Source organism: Streptomyces sp. WAC04114 (genome assembly GCF_019733245.1).
Classification (GTDB): domain Bacteria; phylum Actinomycetota; class Actinomycetes; order Streptomycetales; family Streptomycetaceae; genus Streptomyces; species Streptomyces massasporeus_A.
The window spans coordinates 33,418-56,243 of the sequence record NZ_JAIGQA010000009.1 but is presented as its reverse complement, the minus strand read 5'-3'; the positions used below and the strand labels follow the sequence as shown (position 1 = coordinate 56,243).

The following is a 22,826-nucleotide window of genomic DNA, read 5'->3' as shown; positions in this document are numbered from 1 at the left end:
GCATGAATCCCTCCATCCGCAAAGCCCGGCTGGGCCGCCTGGCGTCGGCGGCCTCGCTGGAACCCGCCCTTCTGGTCGTCACGGCGGCGGCGGTGGTCGCCGGCGGCATCGCATGGCTCGCCGGTGCCGGCGGTCTCGCCGACCTCCTGTGGGGCCTGGGCACCGTGTCCGCGGTCGTCCCCGCGGTGGGGTGGGTGTGGTCGGCGCTGCGCCGCGGGCATGCCGGCGTGGACGTGATCGCCGTGCTGGCTCTCGGGGGCACCCTGGCCGTAGGCGAGTACCTGGCCGGTGCCCTGATCGGACTGATGCTCGCCACCGGCCGCACGCTGGAGACAGCCGCCCGCAGGCGCGCCTCCCACGACCTGCGTGCCCTGCTGGAACATGCTCCGCGCTCGGCGCGTCGTCGCACGGAGCACGGGGTGCGCTCCGTGCCACTCTCCGAGATCGCCGTCGGCGACCTGCTCGTGGTCGGCCCCGGCGAGGTGGTCCCCGTGGACGGCACCGTGGAGAGCGCTGCCGCCGTCCTCGACGAGTCCGTGCTCACCGGTGAGCCCTCGCAAGTCGAACGGCCCCGAGGCACCGGAGTGCGCAGCGGCGTCGTGAACGCCGGGGGTGCCTTCGAACTGCGCGCGACCGCGGCCGAGCAGGACAGCACGTATGCCGGGATCGTGCGGCTGGCCCAGCAGGCGGGTGCGGAGAACGCGCCCGTGGTGCGGCTGGCCGACCGCTACGCGGCCTGGTTCCTGCCGCTGTCCCTCGCCGTCGCGGGACTGGCCTGGCTGATCAGTGGTTCCGCGGTCCGGGCCGTCGCGGTCCTGGTCGTCGCCACTCCCTGTCCGCTGCTGCTCGCCGCGCCGGTCGCCATCGTCTCCGGCATCTCCCGTGCCTCACGTCTGGGAGTGGTCATCAGGGACGGTGGCGCACTGGAGAATCTCGGCCGGGCCCGTACCCTGCTGCTGGACAAGACCGGCACCCTCACCCGCGGCCGTCCCCGCGTCGTCGACGTCACCCCCGCACCCGGCTGGACACCCTCGGACGTGCTCCGCCTGGCCGCATCGGTCGACCAGTACTCGCCCCATGTGCTCGCCCGGGCGATCGCGGCCACCGCACGGGAACGCAAGCTGGATCTCTCAATCCCCGCCGACGTCACCGAGGAACCCGGGCGGGGCGCCACCGGAACGGTGGACGGACACCGCCTCACCATCGGTCGCACCGATCCCGGCGAGGCCCGGCCGGCCTGGGCCGGGGCGGTCGACAACCGTGCCCTTCTCGACGGTGCGGCCGTCGCCTGGCTCACCGTCGACGGGAAGCCGGCCGGCGCCGTCCTCCTGCGCGACCCGTTGCGCCATGACGCCCCGCGTACCCTGCGCCACCTGCGCGCGGCGGGCATCGACCGGGTGCTGATGCTCACCGGGGACCGCGCCGAACCCGCCCGCGAGGTCGCCGCCGTCCTGGGCCTGGACGACGTACGCGCCGAGCTCGGCCCGGCGCAGAAGGTCGCCGCAGTGCGTGCGGAGCGGGAGCGTGCGGTCACCGTGATGGTCGGCGACGGCGTGAACGACGCCCCCGCCCTCGCCGCCGCCGATGTCGGCGTGGCCATGGGCGCCCGGGGCTCCACCGCCACCTCCGAAGCGGCCGACATCGTCCTCACCACCGACCGCGTCGACCGGCTGGCCGACGCGGTCTCCATCGCCGTGCGCGCCCGGCGCATCGCTGTGCAGAGCGCCCTCGGTGGCATGCTGCTGTCCCTCGCCGCGATGGCCGCGGCGGCGGCCGGGCTGCTCCCGCCGGCCGTCGGTGCGCTGCTCCAGGAGGGCATCGACGCCGCCGTCATCCTCAACGCGCTGCGCGCCCTGCGCGTGGACCGGGCCGTGCGTCCCGCCCTCACCCCGGACACCGAGGCGCTGATCCACCGCTTCGCCGCCGAACACGACGACCTCCAGGACGTCCTCGAAGCCGTGCGCGCCGCCGCCGACCGGCTGTCCGACGCCCCGGGCCCCCAGGCCCTCGCGACGGTCGAGGAAGCACACCGGCTGCTCACCGAGCGGCTGCTGCCGCACGAGGACGCCGAGGAACACCGGCTCTACCCTGCCCTGGCTCCCGCGCTCGGCGGCCCCGAGGCCACCGCCACCATGAGCCGTGCCCACACGGAGATCGAGCGTCTCTCCCGTCGTGTCGCCACCCATCTGCACCTTGCCCACCTCGCCGGTGGCCTGGCCCCCGAGCAACTCGACGACCTCCGCTCCTGCCTCTACGGCCTGAACACCGTGCTGCGCCTGCACTTCACGCAGGAAGAGGAGAGCTACTTCTCCCTGGCGCCGTGAGTGCGGCGGAAGGGCCGTTCGGCACTGGTGCGGCCGTACGCCGGCGCGCAGGGTGGGAGCAAGGAGCGGCTCCGGTACGGAAGTGATCACCATGGAAGCCAAGCAGTGGACCGTGCAGATCTACATCTCCGAAGAGGGCGACAGCACCCATGCGCGTGCCGTGCTCACCACACGGGACACGTCGACCGTGACGGGCAGGGGGACGGCCCGGCGCAACCCGATCGACAGGCCTGTGCCGGAGATCGGCGACGAACTCGCCGTCAGCCGAGCTCTGGAGGACCTCGCCATCCGGCTGCACGACGTGGCGGCCGACGACATCGTCATGCTGACGGGGCCGGTACAGGCCTGAGTGCCCGTCCCAGCCCCCCAGCCCCCCTTGCGGCTCCGGTCGGGTGCCGCCGGCAGGCGGTCATGCCGACTGGGGTACGACCGCGACGGGGCAGTCCGCGTGGTGCAGCAGGGTGTGGCTCACCCGGCCCAGCTGGAGACCGAAGTGGCCGGTCCGGCGCCGCGCGCCCACGACCACGAGGTCGGCGGCGGCCGAGCGGTCCACCAGCACCTTGCGTGCCGGTCCCTCGACCGTGGCCCGGCGCACCCGCACGGCCGGGTAGTCGGCCATGACGTCGCCCACCAGTTCGTCCACCAGGTCCGAGGCCTGCGCCTCGTGCTCGTACACGGGAGCCTCGGCCGGTGCCGGGGGGTCGGCGCCCTCGTTCAGCGGAAGACGCCACGCGCGGACGACGTCGAGCTCGCACCCACGGGCCTCGGCCTCACGGAACGCGAACCGGACCGCCTCGCCGCTCGTGTCGGGGTCCCCGGCACCGAGCAGGATCCGACCGTGCGTACCGGCCCGACCCGCCTGGTCGCCCCGGACCACGACGACCGGGCAGTACGCACGGGCCGCGACAGCGAGGCTCACCGAGCCCAGCAGTGCTCCCTTCAGCTCTCCACGACCGCGCGACCCGGTCACCAGGGCAGACGCGTTGTGTCCCTCGTTCAGGAGGGCGGACACCGCTTCAGCGGCCACCACCTCGCCCGTCACCTTCAGGTCGGGGCTGAGGCGTCGCACCCGTTCCTCGGCGGAAGCCACGATGTGGTCCGCCATCACCCGTTCGGACTGGCGCTCCTGGCCCAGCGACGGCAACGCGCCTTCATAGCGCTCCCACAGGGAGGCATAGACCAGCCGCAGCGGCAGACCATGGCGGACGGCCTCGTCCACCGCCCAGTCGATGGCCAGGATGCTGCCGTCCGATCCGTCGACGCCCACGATCAAGGGCAGTTCCATGATCCCCACCGCCTCTCTCTGGCTGCCATCACGTGCAGCAGGGGGTCTCCTTCACACGGTCCCACCGCGACTGCGTCGGGGGCAGGGACGGTCGGGCCCCGACCGAGGACGTTCGGCCCATCTCAGGCGCCGGACTCTCCTCATCCGGGACCCGGCCCGGCTGTTCGAGGCCGAAGGTCCCCATGAAGGGGCCCGGGCGGCCCGTGGCGTCGCACCCCCTGGAGGAACAGGCTGACAACAGGAGGCCCGAACGGGATGCGGAGGGCGACGATGACGAACAGCCCGACGGCCGGCGTCCTGGACAGGGACGGCTTGAGTGCCCTGGTCGAGTTCCTGGGTGCGCGGGGGCGCACGGTGATCGGCCCCACCGTCCGGGACGGTGCCGTCGTCCTCGACGAGATAGCGTCGGCCGACGACCTGCCCTTCGGATGGGGCACGGAGGTCGAGGCCGGTCGCTACCGCCTCGTGCCGCGCGCCGACGGTGCCGTGTTCGCCCACACGGCCGGTCCTCAGTCGTGGAAGACGTTCCTGCACCCGCAGCGCGAGAAGCTCTGGAGCGCCGAGCGGACGCCGGACGGCCATCTCACGGTCACCGAGGAGAACCCCAGTCAGCCGTCGTACGCCTTCCTGGGGGTACGCCCCTGCGATCTGCGGGCGATCGCGATCCAGGACCGGGTCCTGGTCGGCGGCCGGTACCGGGACAGGGGCTACGAGGAACGGCGGACGGGAGCCTTCCTGATCGCCGCCGAGTGCACCGAACCGGGTGCCACGTGCTTCTGCGTCTCCATGGGCGGCGGCCCGGCGGCGGACGCCGGGTTCGACCTCGCGCTGACCGAGGTCCTGGACGAGACCGGTCACCGCTTCCTCGTCCGTACGGGCAGCGAGGCCGGGCAGGACGTCCTGGCACATGTCTGTCATCAACCGGCCGACCCGGCGACGGAGCACGCGGCCCGTGCCGTGGTGGACTCCGCCCGGGACCGGATGGGGCGGGCCATGCCGCCCGTGGACCTGCGGACCCTGATGGGCGAGAGCCTGGAGGCCGACCGCTGGGACGACGTCGCGGCCCGCTGCCTGACGTGCGGCAACTGCACCATGGTGTGTCCCACCTGCTTCTGCACCACCACCGAGGAGGTCACCGACCTCACCGGCGACCACGCCGAGCGGTGGCTGCGCTGGGACTCCTGCTTCGACGTCGACTTCTCCTACCTCCACGGCGGGCCCGTGCGGTCCTCGGCGCGCAGTCGCTACCGCCAGTGGCTCACCCACAAACTCTCCACCTGGTACGAGCAGTTCGGCAGCTCCGGCTGCGTGGGCTGTGGACGCTGCGTCACCTGGTGCCCGGTCGGCATCGACATCACCGAGGAAGCCACGGCGTTGCACGACGAACTCGCCGATCGTCTGCTGCGCGAGAAGCAGAGGGAGACGCAACGATGACCTCCACCACCACTCTTTCCATGGCTCTCCCGGTCGAGCACCGCGATCGGCTGATGGGCCTCGCTCGCGAGGTCTCCTTCGAAGCCGGGACGCGGCTCTTCGAAGAGGGCGGCAAGGCCGACCGGTTCTGGATCATCCGGACCGGAACGGTCCTCTTGGACGTGCACATACCCGGCCGTCGCGCCGCCGTCATCGAGTCCTTGGGGCACGGCGAGCTGATCGGCTGGTCCTGGCACTACGCACCGTTTGTGTGGCAGCTGGGTGCCGAGGCACTCAGCCCCGTGCGTGCCTGGGAGTTCGACGCGAGGTCCGTACGAGCCGCATGTGCGCGGGATCCCGAGTTCGGCAGGGCGATCGCGACCTGGGTGGGCCGGGTCGTGGCACACCGGCTGCAGGCCTCGCGGATTCGCCTGCTGGACCTGTACGCGCCCTACGGCAGCGGGAGCCGGGTATGACCAGCCTCCCCGTCCCCTACAAGGTGAGCCGGCGGCTGCGCGAGACGGCCGACACGGTCAGTCTCTCGCTCATGCCCGCCGGGGACGCGGTACTCGGGGCCTTCGCCCCGGGGCAGTTCGCCATGGTGTACGCCTTCGGGGTCGGGGAGATCCCCGTCTCGGTGTCCCGTATCGGGCAGCGGGAGCTGGTCCACACGATCCGTTCGGTGGGTGCCGTATCGGCCGCGCTGTGTGCACTCCGGCCGGGCGAGGAGGTCGGCCTGCGTGGTCCTTTCGGCACCGGCTGGGAACTGGAGCGCGCGGCCGGCCGGGACATCGTGGTCGTGGCGGGCGGGATCGGTCTCGCGCCGCTGAGGCCTCTCGTACTGGCCGCACTGGTGGCTCCGCGCGTCTACGGGCGGCTGAACCTGCTCGTCGGCACGCGCTCTCCCGACGATCTCCTGTTCGCCGAGCGGATGCGCACCTGGGCCGCCTCGCCCGGCCCGCCGCACTGCCGGGTCACGGCCGACCGGCCGTCCCCGGCATGGTGGGGCCATGTCGGGCTGGTCACCACGCTGCTGAACTCCGCCCGTTTCACAGCGGAGAACACCACGGCGTATGTGTGCGGCCCCGAGGTCATGATCCGGGCCACCGCGCGCGACCTGCTCCACCGGGGAGTGCCCGCGCACCGCATCCGGGTCTCGTTGGAACGGAACATGCGCTGCGCCACCGGGCACTGCGGCCACTGCCAGCTCGGCGGTGTGCTGCTGTGCCGCGACGGTCCCGTGATCGGCTGGGACCGGGCCGAATCCCTGCTTTCGGTGCGGGAGTTGTGACATGACCGTCCCCACGCTCGCGGTGTTCAAGCTCGCGTCCTGCGACGGGTGCCAGCTCACGCTGCTGGACTGCGAGGACGAGCTCCTCACGCTCGCCGGGAAGGTGCGCATCGTTCACTTCCTGGAGGCGTCCAGCGCGGTCGAACCCGGCCCGTACGACCTCACCCTCGTCGAGGGGTCGGTCACCACACCCGCCGACGCCGAGCGGGTCCGGGAGATCCGCGCGCAGTCCCGCTTCCTCGTGACCATCGGCGCGTGCGCCACCGCCGGGGGCATCCAGGCGCTTCGGAACTTCGCCGACGTCGAGGAGTTCACCCGCACCGTGTACGCACGGCCCGACTACATCGACACCCTCGCCACCTCGACCCCGGTCTCCGACCACGTGGACGTGGACTTCGAGTTGCGCGGCTGCCCCATCGACCGCAGGCAGCTCATCGAGGTGATCACCGCCTTCCTGGCGCGGCGCAAGCCGGACGTCCCGAACCACAGCGTGTGCTTCGAATGCAAGCGCCGCGGCACGGTCTGCGTCACCGTGGCGCACGGCACCCCCTGCCTCGGCCCCGTCACGCACGCCGGGTGCGGGGCGATCTGCCCGGCGTACGGACGCGGCTGCTACGGCTGCTTCGGCCCCTCGGGCTCTCCCAACCTGCGCGCGCTGATCCCGCTGCTGCACCGCGACGGCCTGGACGACCGCGACGTCGAACGCCTCCTGCGCACCTTCAACGCGCCCGAGTTCGACAAGGAGGCGCGGTCATGACCCACCGTGGCTCCCGCGTTCTGCAGGTCGGCTCCCTCGCCCGCGTGGAGGGGGAGGGAGCCCTGCACCTGCGCGTCGTCGGCCGCAGGGTCGAGGAGGCCCGGCTGCGGATCTACGAACCGCCGCGCTTCTTCGAGGCGTTCCTGCGCGGCCGCTCGTACACCGAGCCGCCCGACATCACCGCCCGGGTGTGCGGGATCTGCCCCGTGGCCTACCAGATGAGCGCCTGCCGGGCGATCGAGGACGCCTGTGGCGTCACGGTCGACCGCCCGATCCGCGCACTGCGACGACTGCTGTACTGCGGCGAGTGGATCGAGAGCCACGCCCTGCACATCTACCTCCTGCACGCCCCGGACTTCCTCGGCTGCGACAGCGCCGTCGACCTCGCCCGCACCCGGCGCGCCGACGTGGAGCGGGGACTGCGGCTGAAGCAGGCGGGCAACGCCATCCTCGAACAGCTCGGTGGCCGTGCGATCCATCCGGTCAACGTCCGGCTCGGCGGCTTTCACCGGGCGCCCGCCCGGGCCGAGCTGCGACCGTTGCGGGAGCGCTTGCGCCGGGCCGCCGACGACGCGTGGGACACGGTCCGCTGGGTCGCGGGCTTCGACCTCCCGGACGCCACCCTGGATGCCGACTTCCTGGCCCTCGCCTCTCCTTCGACGTACGCCATCGAGGACGGCGTCCCGACCGTGCTGCGCCGCGACGGTGAACGGGCGGAGTTTGCGGTCCGCGCCTTCCTCGACCATGTGCGCGAGGAGCAGGTGCCCCACTCGACCGCACTGCACTCCCGGCTCGACGGCCGGCGCCATCTCACCGGCCCGCTCGCCCGGTTCGCGGTCGGCGGCGGCAGGCTCTCGCCCACGGCGCGGGAGGCCGCCCTCGAGGCGGGGCTGGGTGATCTCGCTCAGGGAGCGGTGTGCCGCAACCCGTACCGGTCGGTGCTGGTGCGGGCCGTGGAGGTGGTCCACGCGGTCGACGAGGCACTGCGGATCATCGAGGCGTACGAGCCCCCGGAGCGTCCTCACGTCGACGTTCCCCCCGTCGCGGGCACCGGCCACGGCGCCACCGAGGCCCCTCGCGGACTGCTGTACCACCGCTACCGGCTGGACGCCGAGGGGACCGTCACAAACGCGTGCCTGGTGCCGCCCACCGCGCAGAACCAGGGCGCCATCGAGGACGACCTGGTCCGGACCGTCGAGCGGGTCCTCGCCGAGGGCGATCCGTCCGACGAGGAGTTGACGGTCCTGTGCGAACGGGCCATCCGCAACCACGACCCGTGCATCTCGTGCTCCACGCACTTCCTGGACCTGACCATCGACCGCACTTGATGCCCCGAGGAGGACACCATGCGCATCAGCCCGCACATCGTCAGCGACGTCATGACCCACACCGTCGTGGCGGTGGGCCGTGACGCCTCGTTCAAGGACATCGTCAAGCTCATGCAGGAGTGGAAGGTGAGCGCCCTTCCCGTGCTGGAGGGCGAGGGCCGGGTGATCGGCGTCGTGTCCGAGGCCGATCTGCTGCTCAAGGAGGAGCTCCGCGACAGCGATCCCGACCGGGCCACGCAGATGCGCCGTCTGTCGGATCTGTCCAAGGCCGGAGGGATGACGGCCGCCGATGTGATGAGCACGCCGGCCGTCACGGTCCATGCCGGCGCCACACTCGCGCAGGCGGCCCGTGTCATGGCCCAGCGCCGTGTCAAGCGACTGCCCGTCGTGAACGACGAGGGCCTCCTCGAAGGCGTGGTCAGCCGCGCCGATCTCCTCAAGGTGTTTCTGCGGACCGACGAAGAGATCGCCGAGGAGATCCGTCACGAGATCCTCGTGCCCCTCTTCCCCGCGCCTCCGGAGCCCGTGCAGGTGCAGGTCGTCGACGGCGTCGTCACCCTGACCGGGCGTGTGCGGGACACCTCCTTGGTGCCGATCGTCGCCCGCCTGGTGCGTTCCGTGGAAGGCGTGGTCGACGTCGACCCGGCCCTGTCCGGCGGGGTACGGGTGAGGGAACCCGGATGAAGTACCTCGACGAATACCGTGACCCGGCACTCGCCCGGAGGCTGCTGGACGAGCTGTGCCGCACCGCGTCCACGCCCTGGCGGATCATGGAGGTCTGCGGCGGCCAGACCCACACCCTCGTCCGCCAGGGCATCGACGAACTGCTGCCCGCCGGCATCCGCATGATCCACGGCCCGGGCTGCCCGGTGTGCGTCACCCCGCTGGAGACCCTGGACCGGGCGATGGCCATCGCCGGCCGCCCCGGCACGATCCTCACCAGCTTCGGTGACATGCTGCGGGTGCCCGGCACGGACACCGACCTGCTGTCGCTGCGGGCCCGCGGCGCGGATGTACGGGTCGTGTACACGCCGATGGACGCGGTGCGCATCGCCACACAGTGCCCGGAGCGCCAAGTCGTCTTCCTCGCCGTCGGGTTCGAGACGACCGCGCCGGCCAACGCCATGGCGGTGCTGCACGCCGCACGCCTGGGACTGGCCAACTTCTCGATGCTGGTCAGTCACGTCCTGGTGCCGCCCGCCATGACCGCCCTGCTGGAGGACCCCGACTGCGAGGTCCAGGCCTTCCTCGCGGCCGGGCACGTGTGCGCGGTGATGGGCTGGCGCGAGTACGAACCGATCGCAGCCCGCTACGGCGTGCCCATCGTGGTCACCGGCTTCGAACCGCTCGATCTGCTGGAGGGCGTCCTCATGGCGGTACGCCAGCTGGAACAGGGCCGCTGCGAGGTCGAGAACCAGTATGTGCGGGCCGTGCGCCGCTCGGGCAACACCGAGGCGCAGGACGCGGTCCGTACCGTGTTCCGTGTGACCGACCGTGCCTGGCGCGGCATCGGCGAGCTGCCCGGCAGCGGCCTGGAACTCTCCGGCGCGTACGCGCGCTTCGACGCCGCTCGGCGGTTCGACATCGGAGGTCTTCGCACCGCCGAGGACCCCGAGTGCATCGCCGGCGCCGTGCTCACCGGTGCCCGGCTGCCCACGGACTGCCCGGCCTACGGCACCCGCTGCACGCCCCGCCATCCGCTCGGCGCACCGATGGTGTCCGCCGAGGGCACCTGCGCGGCCTTCCACGCCGCCGGCCGCACGAAGGAAGTGCATGCGCCGTGACCCCTGATTGCCCCGTCCCCCACCACGAGGACGACGTCGTCCTGCTCGGTCACGGCGCGGGAGGGCGGCTGACCGCCGAACTCCTCGACACGCTGGTGCTGCCCGCCCTCGACGGGCACCACGGCCCTCTGGAGGACGCCGCCCTGCTGCCCGGCCGCCCGGACCTCGTGATCAGCACCGACAGCTTCGTCGTCAGCCCGCTGTTCTTCCCCGGCGGCGACATCGGTTCCCTGGCCGTGCACGGCACGGTCAACGACCTCGCCATGCGTGGAGCGCGGCCGATCGCGCTGTCCGTGGCCCTGATCGTCGAAGAGGGTCTGCCGCTCGCCGAACTGCGCAGCGTGGTCGAGTCGATGGGCAAGGCAGCTCGTGACGCCGGGGTACCCGTCGTCACCGGCGACACCAAGGTCGTGGGCCGTGGCGCCGCGGACAAGATCTTCGTCAACACCACCGGCGTAGGGCACCGGCACCTGGGGCTGCGCCCGTCCGCCGCGCTTGCCCGGCCCGGGGACGCCGTACTGCTGTCCGGTCCCATCGGGCTGCACGGCACGACCGTCCTGTCCACGCGCGAAGGGCTCGGCTTCGAAAGCGACATCGCCTCGGACAGCCGCCCGCTGCACCGCCTGGTCGACGCCCTCGCGCCCCTCGGTTGCCACGTGCACAGCCTGCGCGACCCGACCCGCGGCGGACTGGCCGCGGCCCTCAACGAGATCGCCCGCGACTCGAACGTGACCGTCAACATCGACGAGAGTGCCGTCCCGGTGCCTGAGGCCGTCGGCGCCGCCTGCGATCTGCTCGGCCTCGATCCCCTGGTCGTCGCCAACGAGGGCTGTCTGGTGGCTTTCGTCGCCCCGTCGGCGGCGGACGAGGCGCTCGCCGGTCTGCGATCCCTTCCCGAGGGACGACAGGCGGTACGCATCGGAGAGGTGTCCCCCCAGGGGCCGGCCGGCTGGGTCATCCTGCGCACGCTGGTCGGCGCCCGGCGCGTGGTGGACATGCCCCTGGGCGAGCAACTTCCGCGCATCTGCTGAGACGTCAGGAGCCCCCGAGGCCGGGGCCCGGCAGGCGTGTGCGCGGCCGGTGTGACACCGGCCGCGCACACGGGTGTGCCGTAGCGGAACTCGGTGCGGCTGCTCGGTGGTCTACGCGCCGTCCCCGAGGTGTTCCTCGATGCGGATGCCGTCGTAGCACGCTCATGCCCTCGGCTGTGGCGTGAATCGTCGCCCTTCCTCCCGCACCAGATCCGGTTCGAGGGCGGGACGGTGCGGGGGTCCGGTGAGCTCCGAGCGTACGTCCACCACTCCCTCGACGGACCGCACGAGACGCACGGCCAGCGGCACGACGGAGGTGTCGGGCACGCGGCCGGTGAGCGTGACGACGCCCTCGTTCACCTCGACGCGGACCGAATCGATTCCGTCGGGCAGCCGGCCGGCCAGGACCTCGTGCCGGATCTCCTCCGCGATGTCGCGATCCGGCCGGAGAAACACCCGCAGCAGATCCGGACGGCTCACGATCCCCCGCAGCACACCATCGTCGTCGACGACCGGCAGCCGCTTGATCTTGCGCAGGGCCATGAGACGGGCGGCTTGGGCGAGGGTCGCGTCGGGGTGGACGGTGACGGCTGGGGAGGTCATCAGATCGACTGCGGTGATCGCCTGCGCCTTCTCAAGCCCTTCCGGGGGCCTGGCTCGAGGACCCCGGTCGGGGGCGCTGTCCCGGAACTCCTCCTTGCGCAGCAGATCCGCCTCGGAGACGACGCCCACCACCCGTCGCCGGGCGTCGACGACGGGCAGTGCGCTGATCCGCCGTCCTTCCATGGTCCGCACGATCTCCTTGAAAGTCGCCCCGGTGGCCAGAGCGACAACGGTGCGGGTCATCACATCGCTCACTGTGTACACAGAGCCGTGCATGACGTCCTCCACTGCCTGGGAAGGTCTCCCGACCCTTCCAGGCTCGCCCATACCCCCCGGGACGTCATGGGCCGAACGGCCCGACCCGCTCCCGGTCCCGATGGCCCGACCGGGGCCGGTCGGCCCTTCCTCCGACGAGCCGGTGCGGGCAACGTGGAGTACGGGGACAGTCACTGCTGAGTGAGGTCACCATGCAATCCTCTGAACTCGTTCCACGGGTGGTCGTGGGCGTGGACGGATCTCCCGCCTCCCATGCCGCGTTGCGGTGGGCGGTCCGACACGCACGGATGGTCGGCGGCGCCGTGGAGGCGATCTATGTCTGGGACACGCCGTCCGCCCGGGGCTGGAGCGGACCGGCGGTCGACCCGGACTTCGATCTGGAGCAGGCCCGGGAGCGGTTCGCGCAGGAATTGCGCGCCGTCTTTCCGGGCGAGCAACCGCCACGGCTACGGGAACACCTCGTCCAGGGCGACCCGTCGGAGGCGCTGATCCAGGCCTCCGAAGGGGCCGAACTCCTCGTCGTGGGCCGTAGGGGAATCGGCGGCTTCGCCCGGGCGATGCTGGGGTCCGTCAGCCAGCGGTGTGCCCAGCACGCGGCATGCCCGGTCGTCGTGGTCCATCCGGAGACGGAGCCCGCCCACTGATCGCGGACCCCGCGCCGTCCCCCGCTGGCCCCGGAAAGACCCTGCACCAACGGACCAAAGGTCCCGACGTACCGGGACGAACAGCCCCCTGCTCTGCACCAACGCCCCAAGCGCGGGACCACGTCCTGCGGTCAGGCTGAAGGTGCGAAGACATGCGGACGAGCACCGGGCCGGAGCGCGCCGCAGTCGGTCGCGGGACCGGAGGGAGGAGCGTCATGCAGCACCGCACCGTCGGAGACCTCATGACCCGCGGCGTCGTCCTGGCGCGGCCGGACACGCCTTTCAAGAACATCGTCACCCTGCTGTCCGAGAACGAGGTGACGGCCTTGCCCGTGGTCGACGACATCGGCCACCCGGTCGGAGTGGTGTCGGAAGCCGACCTGCTCCGCACGGTCGCGGCACGGCCCGACCCCACTGGTCTGCCGCGGTCGCCGAACGCGTCGAACGGGGCTCGGGCCGCGAACGACGGCGTCACGGCCGAGCAGCTGATGAGCGCTCCCGCGGTCTGCGCGCGGCCCGAGTGGACGGTCGTCGAGGCCGCTCGTCTGATGGACTCCGAGGGCGTCAAGCGGCTGCCCGTGGTGAACGAGGCGGAGACGCTGGTCGGCATCGTCAGCCGTGGTGATCTCCTGCGGGTCTTCCTGCGCCAGGACGACGCGCTGCGCGACGAGATCGCCGGTGACGTCCTCGTCCGGACTCTGGGCCTCGCCCCCTCCGACGTGGCCGTGGACGTGCGCGACGGCCGTGTCACCCTCAAGGGCCGGGTGGAGACCGAGCAGATCATCCCCGTCATCGAGCGGCTGTGCCGGGGCGTCGACGGCGTGGTGTCCGTGCACTCGGCTCTGCACCGCCGATTGGACGAGACTGCCGGCTGAGGCGTCGGCCATGCCCGAACGGCCCCTCCTCCCCACGCCGTTCCGGCCGGAGGGTGGAGGCGGAAGCCGGGGGTGAGCTGGATGACCACGAGCACGACCGTCCGGCGATCGCACCTGTGGCGCTGGCGCCGTAGCCCATTGCGCCGCCGCGAAGACGTCTGGGAAGCCTGGATCCTGCTGGCCACCTGGCTCGTGACAGCCGTGGCGGGCCCTGTGGCGGGTGTCCTGAGCGCCCGGGCCACGGTGGACGCACTCGCCCGGCAACGCGCGGAGCGCCGCCCGGCCACCGCCGTCCTCGTCAGCGAAGCGCCGCGCAGCTTCGTCAGCGGTGAGGTGACCGTCGACCACGTCATCGCGGCAGTCCGCTGGACCGCGGCTGACGGCACATCACACACGGGCAGAACCCAGGTGGACGCCGGTGCGAAGGCCGGGGACCGGGTCGCCGTGTGGATGGACCAGGAGGAGCGGCTCACGACCCCGCCGCAGACACCGGGCCAGGCGGACATCGAGGCCGCTTTCATGGGTGCCGCCGCCTTCCTGGGCGTCGCCTCCGCGGCAGCCGCTCGGTTTCTGCGGAGCGCGCGTCGTCCTCGACCGGCGCCGGAGCCGTGCGTGGGAGGCGGAGTGGCAGAAGCAGGGATCGCGGTGGGGTCGCGCGAGCAACTGACCCAGCCGCCCCGGGGGACCGCGCAGCCGGTACCGGACACACGGCTGACGTAGTTCCTGGAGAGGATGAGGACGATGGACCAGCCGGTGGTCGTGGGTGTGGACGGCTCCGAGTCCAGCCTGCAGGCCGTGGACTGGGCCGCTGACGAGGCAGCGCTGCGCGCGGTCCCCCTGCACGTGGTGTACGCCTCCCTGTGGGAGCGCTACGAACAGGCGGTCTTCCCCGCGGCCCCGGGGCGGTCGGAGCAGATACTCACCGACGTCCTCGTGGTGACCGCGGCGAAGCGCGCCCGGCAGCGCGTTCCAGGCACCGAGGTCACCACCGAGGTCGTGCCCGAGGGGCCGGTACCCGTGCTCCGTCGTGCGGCGCGCAAGGCCTCCGTGCTGGTCATCGGGTCTCGCGGCCGGGGAGGAGCCGCCGAGCGGCTGCTGGGCTCGGTCGGTCTGGCCGTGGCCGGGCGCGCCGACGGTGCGGTGATCGTCGTGCGCGGTGACCACGACAACCAGAGGGGGCCCCGGAGCCGAGGGCGGCGTGTCGTCGTGGGAGTCCCCGACGAACCGGCGGATTCGCAGGCGGTGCGGTTCGCCTTCCGGGAGGCGGCCCGGCGCGGCGTGCCGGTGGAGGCGGTGCGGGCCTGGTCCGTCCCGGCAGAGGAGTCGACCGACCACGCTCCGTTCACCGGCGAACCCGCCCATGTGCATCGGCAGCGTGCCGTCGAGGTGCTGGAGACCGGGCTACGCGCACCGGCCGAGGAGCATCCGGGGGTCGAGGTGCGCCGGCGGGTCGTCGAGGGCCCTGCACGCGCCGCGCTGCTCGACGCCTCGGCAGACGCCGCCCTCCTCGTGGTCGGCGTCCGGCACCCGCACGGACGTTTCGGCACCCACATCGGCCGCGTCACACACGCGGTGCTCCACCACGCGGCCTGTCCCGTAGCCGTCGTTCCCGAGCGGGGGTGACCCCGGTCGTGTGTGGTGCTGTCCTGGGTCGATGCCGGGCACGGCGCCTCGGCGTCGGCAACGCCGTGGGTTCGGGGTGCGCAGCTACCGCGTCCCGTCAGCAGTGCCGAGTACCCGTCGGGTCTCGGCGGCGATCTGCTGTGTCTCGCCGGTGGCGACCACGAGGACCGGGACACCTCCCCCCGCCCCGTCGACGCGCCGGAGGCCTTCCCGCATCAGATCTTCCAGTTCGGGGACGTGCAGCCCGCCTTGGACACCGAGAACGGTCAGGGCCGAGCAGATCTCCTCGCGTACCTCGGGTTGGTCCTCGCCGATCTCCCCGGTGAAGACCAGCGCGTCAAGCCGGTCCAGCGAGGCGGCCATCGAGGCGATGCCCCTGCGGCAGCTGAGTGTGAACGTGGCCAGCGCCAACGCGGCCGCGTCGTCGCCTTCCGCGCGGGCGCGCACCAGGTCCCGGGTGTCTCCCGAAGTACCGGAGAGGCCGAGCAGACCGGAGTGCCGGTGGAGTGTGTCATCCAATTCGTCCGTGCTCAGACCGTGTTGCCGCTGCAGCCACAGCAGCGCGCCGGGGTCGAGGCTGCCGCTGCGCCGGCTCATGACCAGGCCTTCCAGCGGAGTGAGGCCCATGGTGGTGTCCACGCTGCGTCCGTTCCGGACCGCGCAGGCCGAGCAGCCGCCTCCCAGGTGCGCGAGCACGACCTGGAGGTCGTCGACGGGTCGGCCCAGGGCCTGCGCCGTCCTCTGCAGTGCCCACGCGTAGGACAGCCCGTGGAAGCCGTACCGGCGCAGCCCGTATTCGGCTCGCCACCGCTCCGGCACGGCGTACGTGCGCGCCGGTGCCGGCAGATCCTTGTGAAAGACGGTGTCGAAGCAGGCGACATGAGGAACATCGGGCAGGAGTTCTCGTGCGGCGTCGACCATGCGCAGGGCAGGGGTCACGTGCAGCGGCGCGAGATCGGCGACGTCCGCCAGCAGAGCCCGTACGCGTGCGTCGATCACCGTATGTCCGGTCAACCGGGGACCGCTGTGGACGATGCGGTGACCAACCGCCGCGGGAGCGGCAACCTCGCTGAGGAGGTTCCGCAGTTCCGCCGCCGCAGCGGGCCCCGGGGGCTCTGAGGCGCCTCGATCCGCCACCCGTTCACCGTCCGCCGCGAACAGAGCCATGTGAAGGCTCGAAGAGCCTGCGTCGAGGACCAGTACATGACCATCACGGCTCTCGTGGGAGCGGTCGGCACTCATCACACACCTCCAGTGTCACCTTCCGCAGCTCCGGCAGCCCGCACCCGTTGCTCCTCGCGAGCAGAGCCGACGTCCCGTTCCAGGGGTGTGCGGCTCACGGCTGTCGCGAGGCTGTCCAAGGCCTTCTTCTGCAGTTCCGCACCACGCCGCAGCACCGGGCTGCGGTCCCCGGTGGCGCCCTCCCACGCGTGGAGCGCCTCGTCGACGCGCCCCCAGTCCGGATTCCTGTGCTCGCGCACGTCCTCTGCCGCCTGCGCGGTGTCCGCCTCCAGGGCCTCGGCGAACTCCTCCGCCTCGGGGACCGAACGGCTGTCGGCCCGCGGGACGTGGCTCTCCATGAGCATCGCCGCCCGGTCGAACCCCTTGAGCGCCTCCTGGGCCTCCTCCGCCTCACGCGATGTCAGACCTCTGGGGCGGACCGGTTCCTGCCGTGCCTGGTCATAGGCGTCCTGCCAGGCGGCACGTGCCTCCCTGCTCGCCAGCAGGGTCCTGCGCATGTCGGCTCGATGCTCCCGGGTCGGTTCGGCGTAGCTGCGGAGCACTGCGGCCGCGTAGCGGCCGTCGGCGGCGAGCCAGTCCGCCAGCCGATCCGGCAGCCGGGGGGTCTCCCATGCGGGGAACACCACGTACGCCACCATGGCCAGGGCCCCGCCGAGCAGGGTGAGCACCACCCGCTCCGGGACCGTCTGCTCCCATGCCTGGCCGCCCATGCCGAGCAGGAAGACGACGTACGCGGCGGTGAAGCACTGGGAGTAGGCGTAGCCGGTACGGAGCACGGTGTACGACAGGGCCGCCGAGACCACCGCCAGCGCGCCGAACACCTGGGCGTCCGGGCCCAGGGCCCGCACCATCCCGGTGGCGAGCGCGACACCCGCCAGGGTCCCGGCGAGACGGCCCACCGCACGCGCGTACGTCCGGTGGAAGTCCGGCCGCATCACCATCACCGAGGCGATGGGCGCCCAGTAGCCGTGTTCCAGGGGGAGCCGGGAAGCGATCAGATAGCCGAGCGTGGCCACGGCCGCCAGGCGGACGGCGTGCCGGAACACGGGCGAGTCCCGGCGGAGTTCACGGCGGACCGCCTGGACGACGACCGGGAGCAGCCGGAACATGGTCGGGCGGACCAGGAACTGGGCGCTCGCGGGGCCGGGCGGCGTAGGCGTCTTGTCGCGTGCCCCGCCGCTCCCGGCGATCTCCAGCGCCTCGGCGAGCAGTTCCACGAGCCGTTCGGCGGCCTGCCGGGCGGGCCCCTTCAGCACCTCGCCCTCCTCGTCGACGCGCAGGACGTCCGCGCTCCGGGGCGGTATGTCGGCGGGAGTGCCGCGGCGGATCGAACGGGCTGCCGCGTCCAGGACGTCGGCGGCCGCGCCGAGCAACTCCCGTGCTCGGTCCCGCCCTGGTCCCTCCGCCGGGGCGCCGACGTCCGGATCGGCGAGCGCGGCGACAACCGGCAGAATGCGCTCGGCGAGGCCCCGGGGGCCGTGGAGGACGGGGGGCCGGGTGCGGGCCTGTGATGGCGTCACGGCGGCCGCGTCCCGGGCGGTCATCAGCGGCTCCGGGTCGAACGGCGCGGTCGGGTCGTGCCGCAGCCGGCGGGCGTAGTCGGCCACGGCGGCCAGCGCGTCGGCCAGCGCGTCACGATGCGCCCCCCAGCGGCGAATCGGGAACAGCAGGATCAGCACGGCCTGCGCCACGCCTCCGAGCGCGATGACCCCGGCGTGTTCCAGGGCCCGCCCGACGGTGGTGGGCAGGGTGATGGTCACCAGCATGCTGCCGACCGTCGTCGCTGCGACGATCCCAGCGGTCGAGCCGAGCGCCCACGCCATCCCCGCGGCAAAGGCCCATACGGCCAACAGCGGGAGGAACGTCACGAGTCGCCCCGCCGCCAGGTAGCCCACGAAGGTGCTGAGCGCCAGACCCGCGCCCGCGCCGAGCGCGATCACCTTGCGCGGACGCCAGGTGCGCTGGAAGGTGGCAGCACCGGCGGAGTAGGCACCGAGCGCGGCGGACGCGGCGTACGCAGGGGAGATCAGCCACAGTGCCGGTCCGATGACGAGCGCCACCCCGGCAGCCGTGCGCAGCGCGAGCAGGGGCTCCAGCCGCGCCTCCTCGATCGTGAGCCCGGATCGCACGATCTCCCCGGCGATCCGCAGCCACTTCACGGTGTGAGCCCGGTCGGAACGCCCTGCCGGGTCGCGACGGGCGGGGCGAGGCGCGGCCGCCGGGCGAGGAAGCCTCTCGCGGGGCCCGAGAACTGAGGGCAGGTGAATACGCGACACATCAGCATGCGGCCTCACCGGTTGAAGGGTCTTCTCGCATGCGCTCCGGCGAGGTCTTCGCCCCCGGGCCGGCCGGCATGCCGGGACCTCCGTCCGTCCTGCCGGGCCGAACTCCGGTGATCGCCGCCGGTTCAGCCCTGCCGGAATCAGGGTGACTGCCACCCGTTGCCCGGACCGGTCCGGGGAGACAGACGGGCGGCGGCCCCTGGTTTCCTACCGCTTGCTGCCGTTCCCGTGTCCGTTGGGATGCAGGACCACCTTGGTCCAGCCCTCGTCGCGGGCATCGAAGTGCTCATAGGCGGAGGGAGCGTCGTCCAGGCCGAGTTCGTGCGAGACGACGAAGCTCGGCTTCGCCTTTCCGCCGGCGACCAGATCCCGCAGCGCCCGGTTGTACCTCTTCACCGGCGCCTGCCCGGTGCCCATGCGCTGGCCCTTGAACCACATCATGCCGAAGTCGATCGGGACCTTGCCCTGCGCTTCCAGCTCTCCCTGGGCCTCTGCACCTCCGGGATCCTCGGGCAGGAACACGCCCACCACGCCGATGTGGCCCGTGAACCTGACCGAGTCGATCAGGCCGTTGAGCGTGAGACTGGCGTCCTCGTGTCCCTCGGGGTCGTGTGCCTGGTACCCGACGCACTCACAGCCGTTGTCGGCGCCCAGACCGAGGGTGGCCTCCTTGACGACCTCCGCCGGGTTCTGCTCGGCGGTGTTGATCGCAATGGCCCCGATCTCCTCCGCCTTGCGCAGCCGGTCGGGCTGGTGATCGGCCACCCAGACGCGGCCGGCGCCCTTGAGCACGGCGGAGTAGGCCGCCATCAGCCCCACGGGGCCCGCCCCGAAGACGATCGTCTGGTCGCCCGGCTTGACGTCGGCCATCTCGGTGGCGTGGTAGCCGGTGGGGAAAATGTCGGCGAGCATCACGTAGTCGGTCTGCCGCTCGGCGGCGTCCTCGCCCAGGCGCAGCGCGTTGAAGTCGCCGTAGGGCACGCGCAGCAGTTCCGCCTGGCCACCCTGGTAGGGGCCCATGTCGGCGAACCCGTAGGCGGCTCCCGCGAGGGCCGGTTCCGGCTGCATGGTCAGGCAGTAGTTGGTCAGCCCCCGCTCGCACTGCTTGCAGAAGCCGCAGGCGATGTTGAAGGGCAGAACCACATACTCGCCGACCTGGACCTTGCGTACGGCCGAGCCGACCTCCACGACCTGGCCCATGTTCTCGTGTCCCAGCGTGCGGCCGGACTCGAACGAGGTGCGGCCCTCGTACATGTGCAGGTCCGATCCGCAGATGTTGGTGGTGGTGATCTTGACGATGATGTCGCAGGGGTGCTCGATCTTCGCGTCCGGTACGTCCTTCACCGCGACCGTTCGCGGGCCTTCGTATACCGCTGCCTTCATGATTGCGATCCCTTGATGTCGCGGCATGACCACACCACGGCGGTGATGGAGACGGCGCGAAGAGCCTCACTCCCGGGAGTTGAACGCGTGGGGGTCGGCGGGACGCGGTCCGTGGCTCCGGCATGCCTCTGCGGGTCGTTCACCCGGATCAGGTGCAACGGCGCCGCCGGGTGGCTTGCCACGCGGAGCGCCGGCGTCCCGGCGGCGTGCCGCCCGGGTCCCCGCCGGCCTCGACGCGAAACGAGCACGCGCGCACCGATCAGCGAAATCCTCCCATCCGGACGACCACCGGCCACCGGCGTATCCCGACTCGGACCCCGGCTAGTCATCGTCGCTCTTCTGAAGCTCGCGGCGACGTTCCTGTTCGCGCTTGGAGTAGGCGGCCGCCCGGATCGCCTCGTCGCTCTCCAAGCCCGATCCCAGCGCGCCACCCACGGTGGCGACCGAAGCGACGAACCAGGCCAGCGTCAAGTACTCCTCAGCGTGCAGTGGAGTTCGGGTCACAGAAGCGAACGCTTGGCCGTTGAGGATGAACAGTGCCCACACCCAGTTGATGACCAGCAAACCCACATAGCAGACGAGCACGCCGATACCCACGGTCACGACCGTCGAGGCGTTGTACAGCCGCGCCCTCTGCCTCGCCTCCGGCGAGCTCTCCGTTGATCGATGCCACAGCTCCGCGTCTATGATCAGCCAGCCGACCATGATCGCGATCGATCCGACCGTGGCGATCACGAGGCGTGGCGTGCTGAGAGACGCGGCCAGGGTCCAGACGGTGGAGTTCACGGTGGCGACCGCTCCCGTGGCGAGCGCGGCCGCCAGGCCCTTCTGCAAGCCCGGCACCAAGCGCCACGGCCGGTTGGCGCGGACCATACCGGCGAGCACCCGCAGGTAACCGCGCGGCCCACTGACGACGTACCGAAGATCGTCGACCTCCTCCACATCGGTCCGGCCCGGATGAGAAGGGGCGAGACGATCGACGGAGGGCCCCGGAAGTGACTGACTTCGCGGTGTTCCTTCAGCCCCGTCGATGCGCGGACCGGCCATGCCGAGCACGGCTTCCTCGACGGCCCGCCGGGCCCTCGTCTGCAGCCGCAGGCCCCCCAGTGAAGGAAGAGAGAGCAGGGCCAAGCCGTGTTCGTGATTCAGGTCCACAGCGAGCTTGCGCCCGTGTGAGTGCAGCGGAAGGTCGGTGAGGGCCACGACGATGTCCCACTTCTCCGCACTCCCACGGTTCTTGATCCTGCGCATCAAGGTCGGCGGGTCCTCCGTCCCCGAGGTGAAGGGCTCACTGACCACCTCGACGTCGAACCGTCGCTCCTGGCCGCACTTGTCGGTGAGCCGATCAGGAAGTGTCCGTGCCATGCGCTGCGCGATCTCCGTCGGCGTGTCCGGATCCGCCAGGAGAGCCACGACCGTAACGCCCTGAGACGACACCTGCATGAGCGGATCCTCCTCGTCGGCTGCCCCGCCGGTGCCGAGTGCCCACAGACGCCGCCGCGGTAACGTCCACGCCACGTGACACGCCGGCCTCCGCCTGCAGGTGCGGTACGGCCGGATCCCCCGGGCAGTCGGGGCGCGCATGGGCCTGGCAGGGCAATACAGGGAGGCCAATTGGGCCCGGCATGCGCATGCGATCGCGCGCTCCCATCGGCCAGGCTGGCTGGGAAGTCCAGAGGCCGGGAATCACCCGGCTCCCGCAGCCGGAGGTTTGCCGTCATGACCGTGATGTCCATCGCCAAGTTCGAGAGGTTCTTTCGCGCGGCCGCAGGGCTGGATGTCGACAAGAACGACCTCAAGCGCTACAGCGACTTCGTGGACGCCAAGCTCTACGATCTGCTGACCGTCGCCCAGGCCACCGCCAAGGCCAACGGGCGCGACATCATCCGGACATCCGACCTGCCGATCACGAAAGGCCTGCAGGAGAGCATTCACAACTTCCGGAAGATCGACCAGGAAGTAGAACTCAAGCCCATCCTGGAACAGCTCGCCACCCATCCCCCCTTGGACCGCACGCCCGATGAGGAGACCGAGGCGGCCTACCCGGACATCATCGGCGGACTCAGCCTGGCGCTTGCTCAGAGCTTCAAAATCCTGCACCCCGACCTGAAGAACCCCCAGACCCAGCACTGGGACGAGGCTCGAGCCGTCTTCGACCTCCTGCTGTGAGCGGAGACTGGAACAGGCGGTGCAGGCCACGGCCGAGAGTTTCGTTGCGGGCGCCTCTCGGGCTCAGTCCGCGAGGTCGGCCTTGCCGAAGAGGACCGCGTAACTGGAGGGGAGTTGACTGATGACCTGATTCAGTTCTCCGCCGGTGACAGCGTCGGCAACGGTGGTCAGGACCGCGCTGGCGTCCCACAGTGCCGTACGCGGCCGGGCACCCGTGCGCTCAGCGACCCGGCGGTAGAACTCTTCGATCCCGAAGCTCTGCGCCTGCTGCGGTGTGGCGTGGTCCAGCACCTCTCCCAGCGGGCCGGGCAGCTGGGATGCGAGGTCCTTGACCTCTCCCGGGCTGATCCGTTGGGCCAGGACTTCCAGCACGGCGTTGGTGACGTCCGCGGCTTCGTTCTGGTCCTTGTATTCGCCTCGCTCGCGTACGTGGGCGAGGAATCCGTCGTATTTCATCGCTGCCTCCTTCTGCCGGGGTCACCACTGGTCGTGGGGCTCGCCCGGAGGTCGGGAGCC

At 71.6% G+C, this 22,826-nt stretch carries 22 protein-coding genes; 15 read left to right on the top strand and 7 right to left on the bottom strand.

Going from position 1 to position 22,826, the window contains the following annotated elements:
* Positions 1-2: 2 nt before the first annotated feature.
* Together K4G64_RS05020 and K4G64_RS05015 are read left to right on the top strand one after the other, a co-directional pair.
* The gene (locus K4G64_RS05020; protein WP_221754793.1) at positions 3-2,324 is read left to right on the top strand and encodes a heavy metal translocating P-type ATPase; all 2,322 of its coding nucleotides are present in this window, start codon (positions 3-5) and stop codon (positions 2,322-2,324) included.
* Between the two features lie 91 nt (positions 2,325-2,415).
* Positions 2,416-2,673: a DUF1876 domain-containing protein gene (locus K4G64_RS05015; RefSeq protein WP_221754823.1), complete on the top strand. Its 258-nt coding sequence runs from the start codon at positions 2,416-2,418 to the stop codon at positions 2,671-2,673.
* 60 nt (positions 2,674-2,733) lie between these two features.
* Here the strand turns inward: K4G64_RS05015 and K4G64_RS05010 are convergent, their stop codons facing one another.
* On the bottom strand, positions 2,734-3,609 hold the full coding sequence (locus tag K4G64_RS05010) for a universal stress protein (protein ID WP_221754792.1): 876 nt from the start codon (positions 3,607-3,609) through the stop codon (positions 2,734-2,736).
* 270 nt (positions 3,610-3,879) lie between these two features.
* On the opposite strand from K4G64_RS05010, the gene K4G64_RS05005 reads away from it, so the two are divergent.
* From K4G64_RS05005 to hypE, 8 genes are read left to right on the top strand one after another with little or no spacing between them, the layout of a single operon-like run.
* The gene (locus K4G64_RS05005) at positions 3,880-5,043 is read left to right on the top strand and encodes a 4Fe-4S dicluster domain-containing protein (RefSeq protein ID WP_221754791.1); all 1,164 of its coding nucleotides are present in this window, start codon (positions 3,880-3,882) and stop codon (positions 5,041-5,043) included.
* Complete coding sequence (locus K4G64_RS05000) at positions 5,040-5,498, top strand: Crp/Fnr family transcriptional regulator (protein WP_221754790.1); 459 nt, start codon at positions 5,040-5,042, stop codon at positions 5,496-5,498. Before K4G64_RS05005 ends, K4G64_RS05000 begins: the two co-directional genes overlap by 4 nt.
* Entirely contained in the window at positions 5,495-6,313 is an 819-nt protein-coding gene (locus K4G64_RS04995) for an FAD/NAD(P)-binding protein (protein ID WP_221754789.1), read from the top strand. Before K4G64_RS05000 ends, K4G64_RS04995 begins: the two co-directional genes overlap by 4 nt.
* Before the next feature lies 1 nt (position 6,314).
* Positions 6,315-7,070, top strand: a complete 756-nt coding sequence (locus K4G64_RS04990) for an oxidoreductase (protein ID WP_221754788.1) — start codon at positions 6,315-6,317, stop codon at positions 7,068-7,070.
* A complete protein-coding gene (locus tag K4G64_RS04985; RefSeq protein ID WP_221754787.1) occupies positions 7,067-8,398 on the top strand; it encodes a Ni/Fe hydrogenase subunit alpha in 1,332 nt (443 codons plus the stop codon). The genes K4G64_RS04990 and K4G64_RS04985 overlap by 4 nt, the downstream gene beginning before the upstream one ends.
* 18 nt (positions 8,399-8,416) lie before the next feature.
* Positions 8,417-9,082 (top strand): CBS domain-containing protein, encoded by a 666-nt coding sequence (locus K4G64_RS04980; RefSeq protein WP_221754786.1) that lies wholly within the window; start codon positions 8,417-8,419, stop codon positions 9,080-9,082.
* The gene (gene hypD / locus K4G64_RS04975; protein ID WP_221754785.1) at positions 9,079-10,182 is read left to right on the top strand and encodes a hydrogenase formation protein HypD; all 1,104 of its coding nucleotides are present in this window, start codon (positions 9,079-9,081) and stop codon (positions 10,180-10,182) included. Before K4G64_RS04980 ends, hypD begins: the two co-directional genes overlap by 4 nt.
* Complete coding sequence (hypE, locus tag K4G64_RS04970; protein ID WP_221754784.1) at positions 10,179-11,213, top strand: hydrogenase expression/formation protein HypE; 1,035 nt, start codon at positions 10,179-10,181, stop codon at positions 11,211-11,213. Before hypD ends, hypE begins: the two co-directional genes overlap by 4 nt.
* 162 nt (positions 11,214-11,375) lie before the next feature.
* Here hypE and K4G64_RS04965 read toward each other — a convergent pair whose 3' ends face one another.
* A complete protein-coding gene (locus K4G64_RS04965; protein WP_221754783.1) occupies positions 11,376-12,092 on the bottom strand; it encodes a CBS domain-containing protein in 717 nt (238 codons plus the stop codon).
* A gap of 191 nt (positions 12,093-12,283) precedes the next feature.
* Between K4G64_RS04965 and K4G64_RS04960 the strand changes: the two genes are divergently transcribed.
* From K4G64_RS04960 to K4G64_RS04945, 4 genes are all read left to right on the top strand, one after another.
* Positions 12,284-12,736 carry a universal stress protein gene (locus K4G64_RS04960; RefSeq protein ID WP_221754782.1) on the top strand — a complete coding sequence of 151 codons (453 nt, stop codon included), beginning with the start codon at positions 12,284-12,286 and terminating at the stop codon, positions 12,734-12,736.
* Positions 12,737-12,951: 215 nt separating this feature from the next.
* A complete protein-coding gene (locus K4G64_RS04955; RefSeq protein ID WP_221754781.1) occupies positions 12,952-13,611 on the top strand; it encodes a CBS domain-containing protein in 660 nt (219 codons plus the stop codon).
* Between the two features lie 81 nt (positions 13,612-13,692).
* Entirely contained in the window at positions 13,693-14,331 is a 639-nt protein-coding gene (locus K4G64_RS04950) for a hypothetical protein (protein ID WP_260460035.1), read from the top strand.
* Between the two features lie 21 nt (positions 14,332-14,352).
* Positions 14,353-15,234, top strand: coding sequence for a universal stress protein (locus K4G64_RS04945; RefSeq protein ID WP_221754780.1), 882 nt, complete (start codon positions 14,353-14,355; stop codon positions 15,232-15,234).
* 84 nt (positions 15,235-15,318) lie between these two features.
* Here the strand turns inward: K4G64_RS04945 and K4G64_RS04940 are convergent, their stop codons facing one another.
* The 4 genes from K4G64_RS04940 to K4G64_RS04925 form a co-directional block, all read right to left on the bottom strand.
* Positions 15,319-16,401 carry an acetate/propionate family kinase gene (locus tag K4G64_RS04940; RefSeq protein WP_260460034.1) on the bottom strand — a complete coding sequence of 361 codons (1,083 nt, stop codon included), beginning with the start codon at positions 16,399-16,401 and terminating at the stop codon, positions 15,319-15,321.
* Between the two features lie 74 nt (positions 16,402-16,475).
* Positions 16,476-18,635 (bottom strand): FUSC family protein, encoded by a 2,160-nt coding sequence (locus tag K4G64_RS04935; protein ID WP_221754778.1) that lies wholly within the window; start codon positions 18,633-18,635, stop codon positions 16,476-16,478.
* A gap of 330 nt (positions 18,636-18,965) precedes the next feature.
* Positions 18,966-20,141, bottom strand: coding sequence for a glutathione-independent formaldehyde dehydrogenase (locus K4G64_RS04930; RefSeq protein WP_221754777.1), 1,176 nt, complete (start codon positions 20,139-20,141; stop codon positions 18,966-18,968).
* A gap of 321 nt (positions 20,142-20,462) precedes the next feature.
* Positions 20,463-21,584: a hypothetical protein gene (locus K4G64_RS04925; protein WP_221754776.1), complete on the bottom strand. Its 1,122-nt coding sequence runs from the start codon at positions 21,582-21,584 to the stop codon at positions 20,463-20,465.
* A gap of 276 nt (positions 21,585-21,860) precedes the next feature.
* On the opposite strand from K4G64_RS04925, the gene K4G64_RS04920 reads away from it, so the two are divergent.
* Complete coding sequence (locus K4G64_RS04920) at positions 21,861-22,310, top strand: DUF1931 family protein (protein ID WP_221754775.1); 450 nt, start codon at positions 21,861-21,863, stop codon at positions 22,308-22,310.
* A gap of 63 nt (positions 22,311-22,373) precedes the next feature.
* Here K4G64_RS04920 and K4G64_RS04915 read toward each other — a convergent pair whose 3' ends face one another.
* On the bottom strand, positions 22,374-22,766 hold the full coding sequence (locus K4G64_RS04915) for a DUF2267 domain-containing protein (RefSeq protein WP_221754774.1): 393 nt from the start codon (positions 22,764-22,766) through the stop codon (positions 22,374-22,376).
* Positions 22,767-22,826: the final 60 nt, after the last annotated feature.

Bases quoted from the DNA above. Each gene is read 5' to 3' on its own strand.
- K4G64_RS05005 (WP_221754791.1), top strand. From the start codon at position 3,880: ATGACGAACAGCCCGACGGCCGGCGTCCTGGACAGGGACGGCTTGAGT.
- K4G64_RS04960 (WP_221754782.1), top strand. From the start codon at position 12,284: ATGCAATCCTCTGAACTCGTTCCACGGGTGGTCGTGGGCGTGGACGGA.
- K4G64_RS04965 (WP_221754783.1), bottom strand. From the start codon at position 12,092: ATGCACGGCTCTGTGTACACAGTGAGCGATGTGATGACCCGCACCGTT.
- K4G64_RS04950 (WP_260460035.1), top strand. From the start codon at position 13,693: ATGACCACGAGCACGACCGTCCGGCGATCGCACCTGTGGCGCTGGCGC.
- K4G64_RS04930 (WP_221754777.1), bottom strand. From the start codon at position 20,141: ATGAAGGCAGCGGTATACGAAGGCCCGCGAACGGTCGCGGTGAAGGAC.
- K4G64_RS04925 (WP_221754776.1), bottom strand. From the start codon at position 21,584: ATGCAGGTGTCGTCTCAGGGCGTTACGGTCGTGGCTCTCCTGGCGGAT.
- K4G64_RS04955 (WP_221754781.1), top strand. From the start codon at position 12,952: ATGCAGCACCGCACCGTCGGAGACCTCATGACCCGCGGCGTCGTCCTG.
- K4G64_RS04985 (WP_221754787.1), top strand. From the start codon at position 7,067: ATGACCCACCGTGGCTCCCGCGTTCTGCAGGTCGGCTCCCTCGCCCGC.
- K4G64_RS04945 (WP_221754780.1), top strand. From the start codon at position 14,353: ATGGACCAGCCGGTGGTCGTGGGTGTGGACGGCTCCGAGTCCAGCCTG.
- K4G64_RS05000 (WP_221754790.1), top strand. From the start codon at position 5,040: ATGACCTCCACCACCACTCTTTCCATGGCTCTCCCGGTCGAGCACCGC.
- K4G64_RS05020 (WP_221754793.1), top strand. From the start codon at position 3: ATGAATCCCTCCATCCGCAAAGCCCGGCTGGGCCGCCTGGCGTCGGCG.
- K4G64_RS04920 (WP_221754775.1), top strand. From the start codon at position 21,861: ATGACCGTGATGTCCATCGCCAAGTTCGAGAGGTTCTTTCGCGCGGCC.
- K4G64_RS04980 (WP_221754786.1), top strand. From the start codon at position 8,417: ATGCGCATCAGCCCGCACATCGTCAGCGACGTCATGACCCACACCGTC.
- K4G64_RS04915 (WP_221754774.1), bottom strand. From the start codon at position 22,766: ATGAAATACGACGGATTCCTCGCCCACGTACGCGAGCGAGGCGAATAC.
- K4G64_RS04990 (WP_221754788.1), top strand. From the start codon at position 6,315: ATGACCGTCCCCACGCTCGCGGTGTTCAAGCTCGCGTCCTGCGACGGG.
- K4G64_RS04940 (WP_260460034.1), bottom strand. From the start codon at position 16,401: ATGGCTCTGTTCGCGGCGGACGGTGAACGGGTGGCGGATCGAGGCGCC.
- K4G64_RS05010 (WP_221754792.1), bottom strand. From the start codon at position 3,609: ATGGAACTGCCCTTGATCGTGGGCGTCGACGGATCGGACGGCAGCATC.
- K4G64_RS05015 (WP_221754823.1), top strand. From the start codon at position 2,416: ATGGAAGCCAAGCAGTGGACCGTGCAGATCTACATCTCCGAAGAGGGC.
- hypD (WP_221754785.1), top strand. From the start codon at position 9,079: ATGAAGTACCTCGACGAATACCGTGACCCGGCACTCGCCCGGAGGCTG.
- K4G64_RS04995 (WP_221754789.1), top strand. From the start codon at position 5,495: ATGACCAGCCTCCCCGTCCCCTACAAGGTGAGCCGGCGGCTGCGCGAG.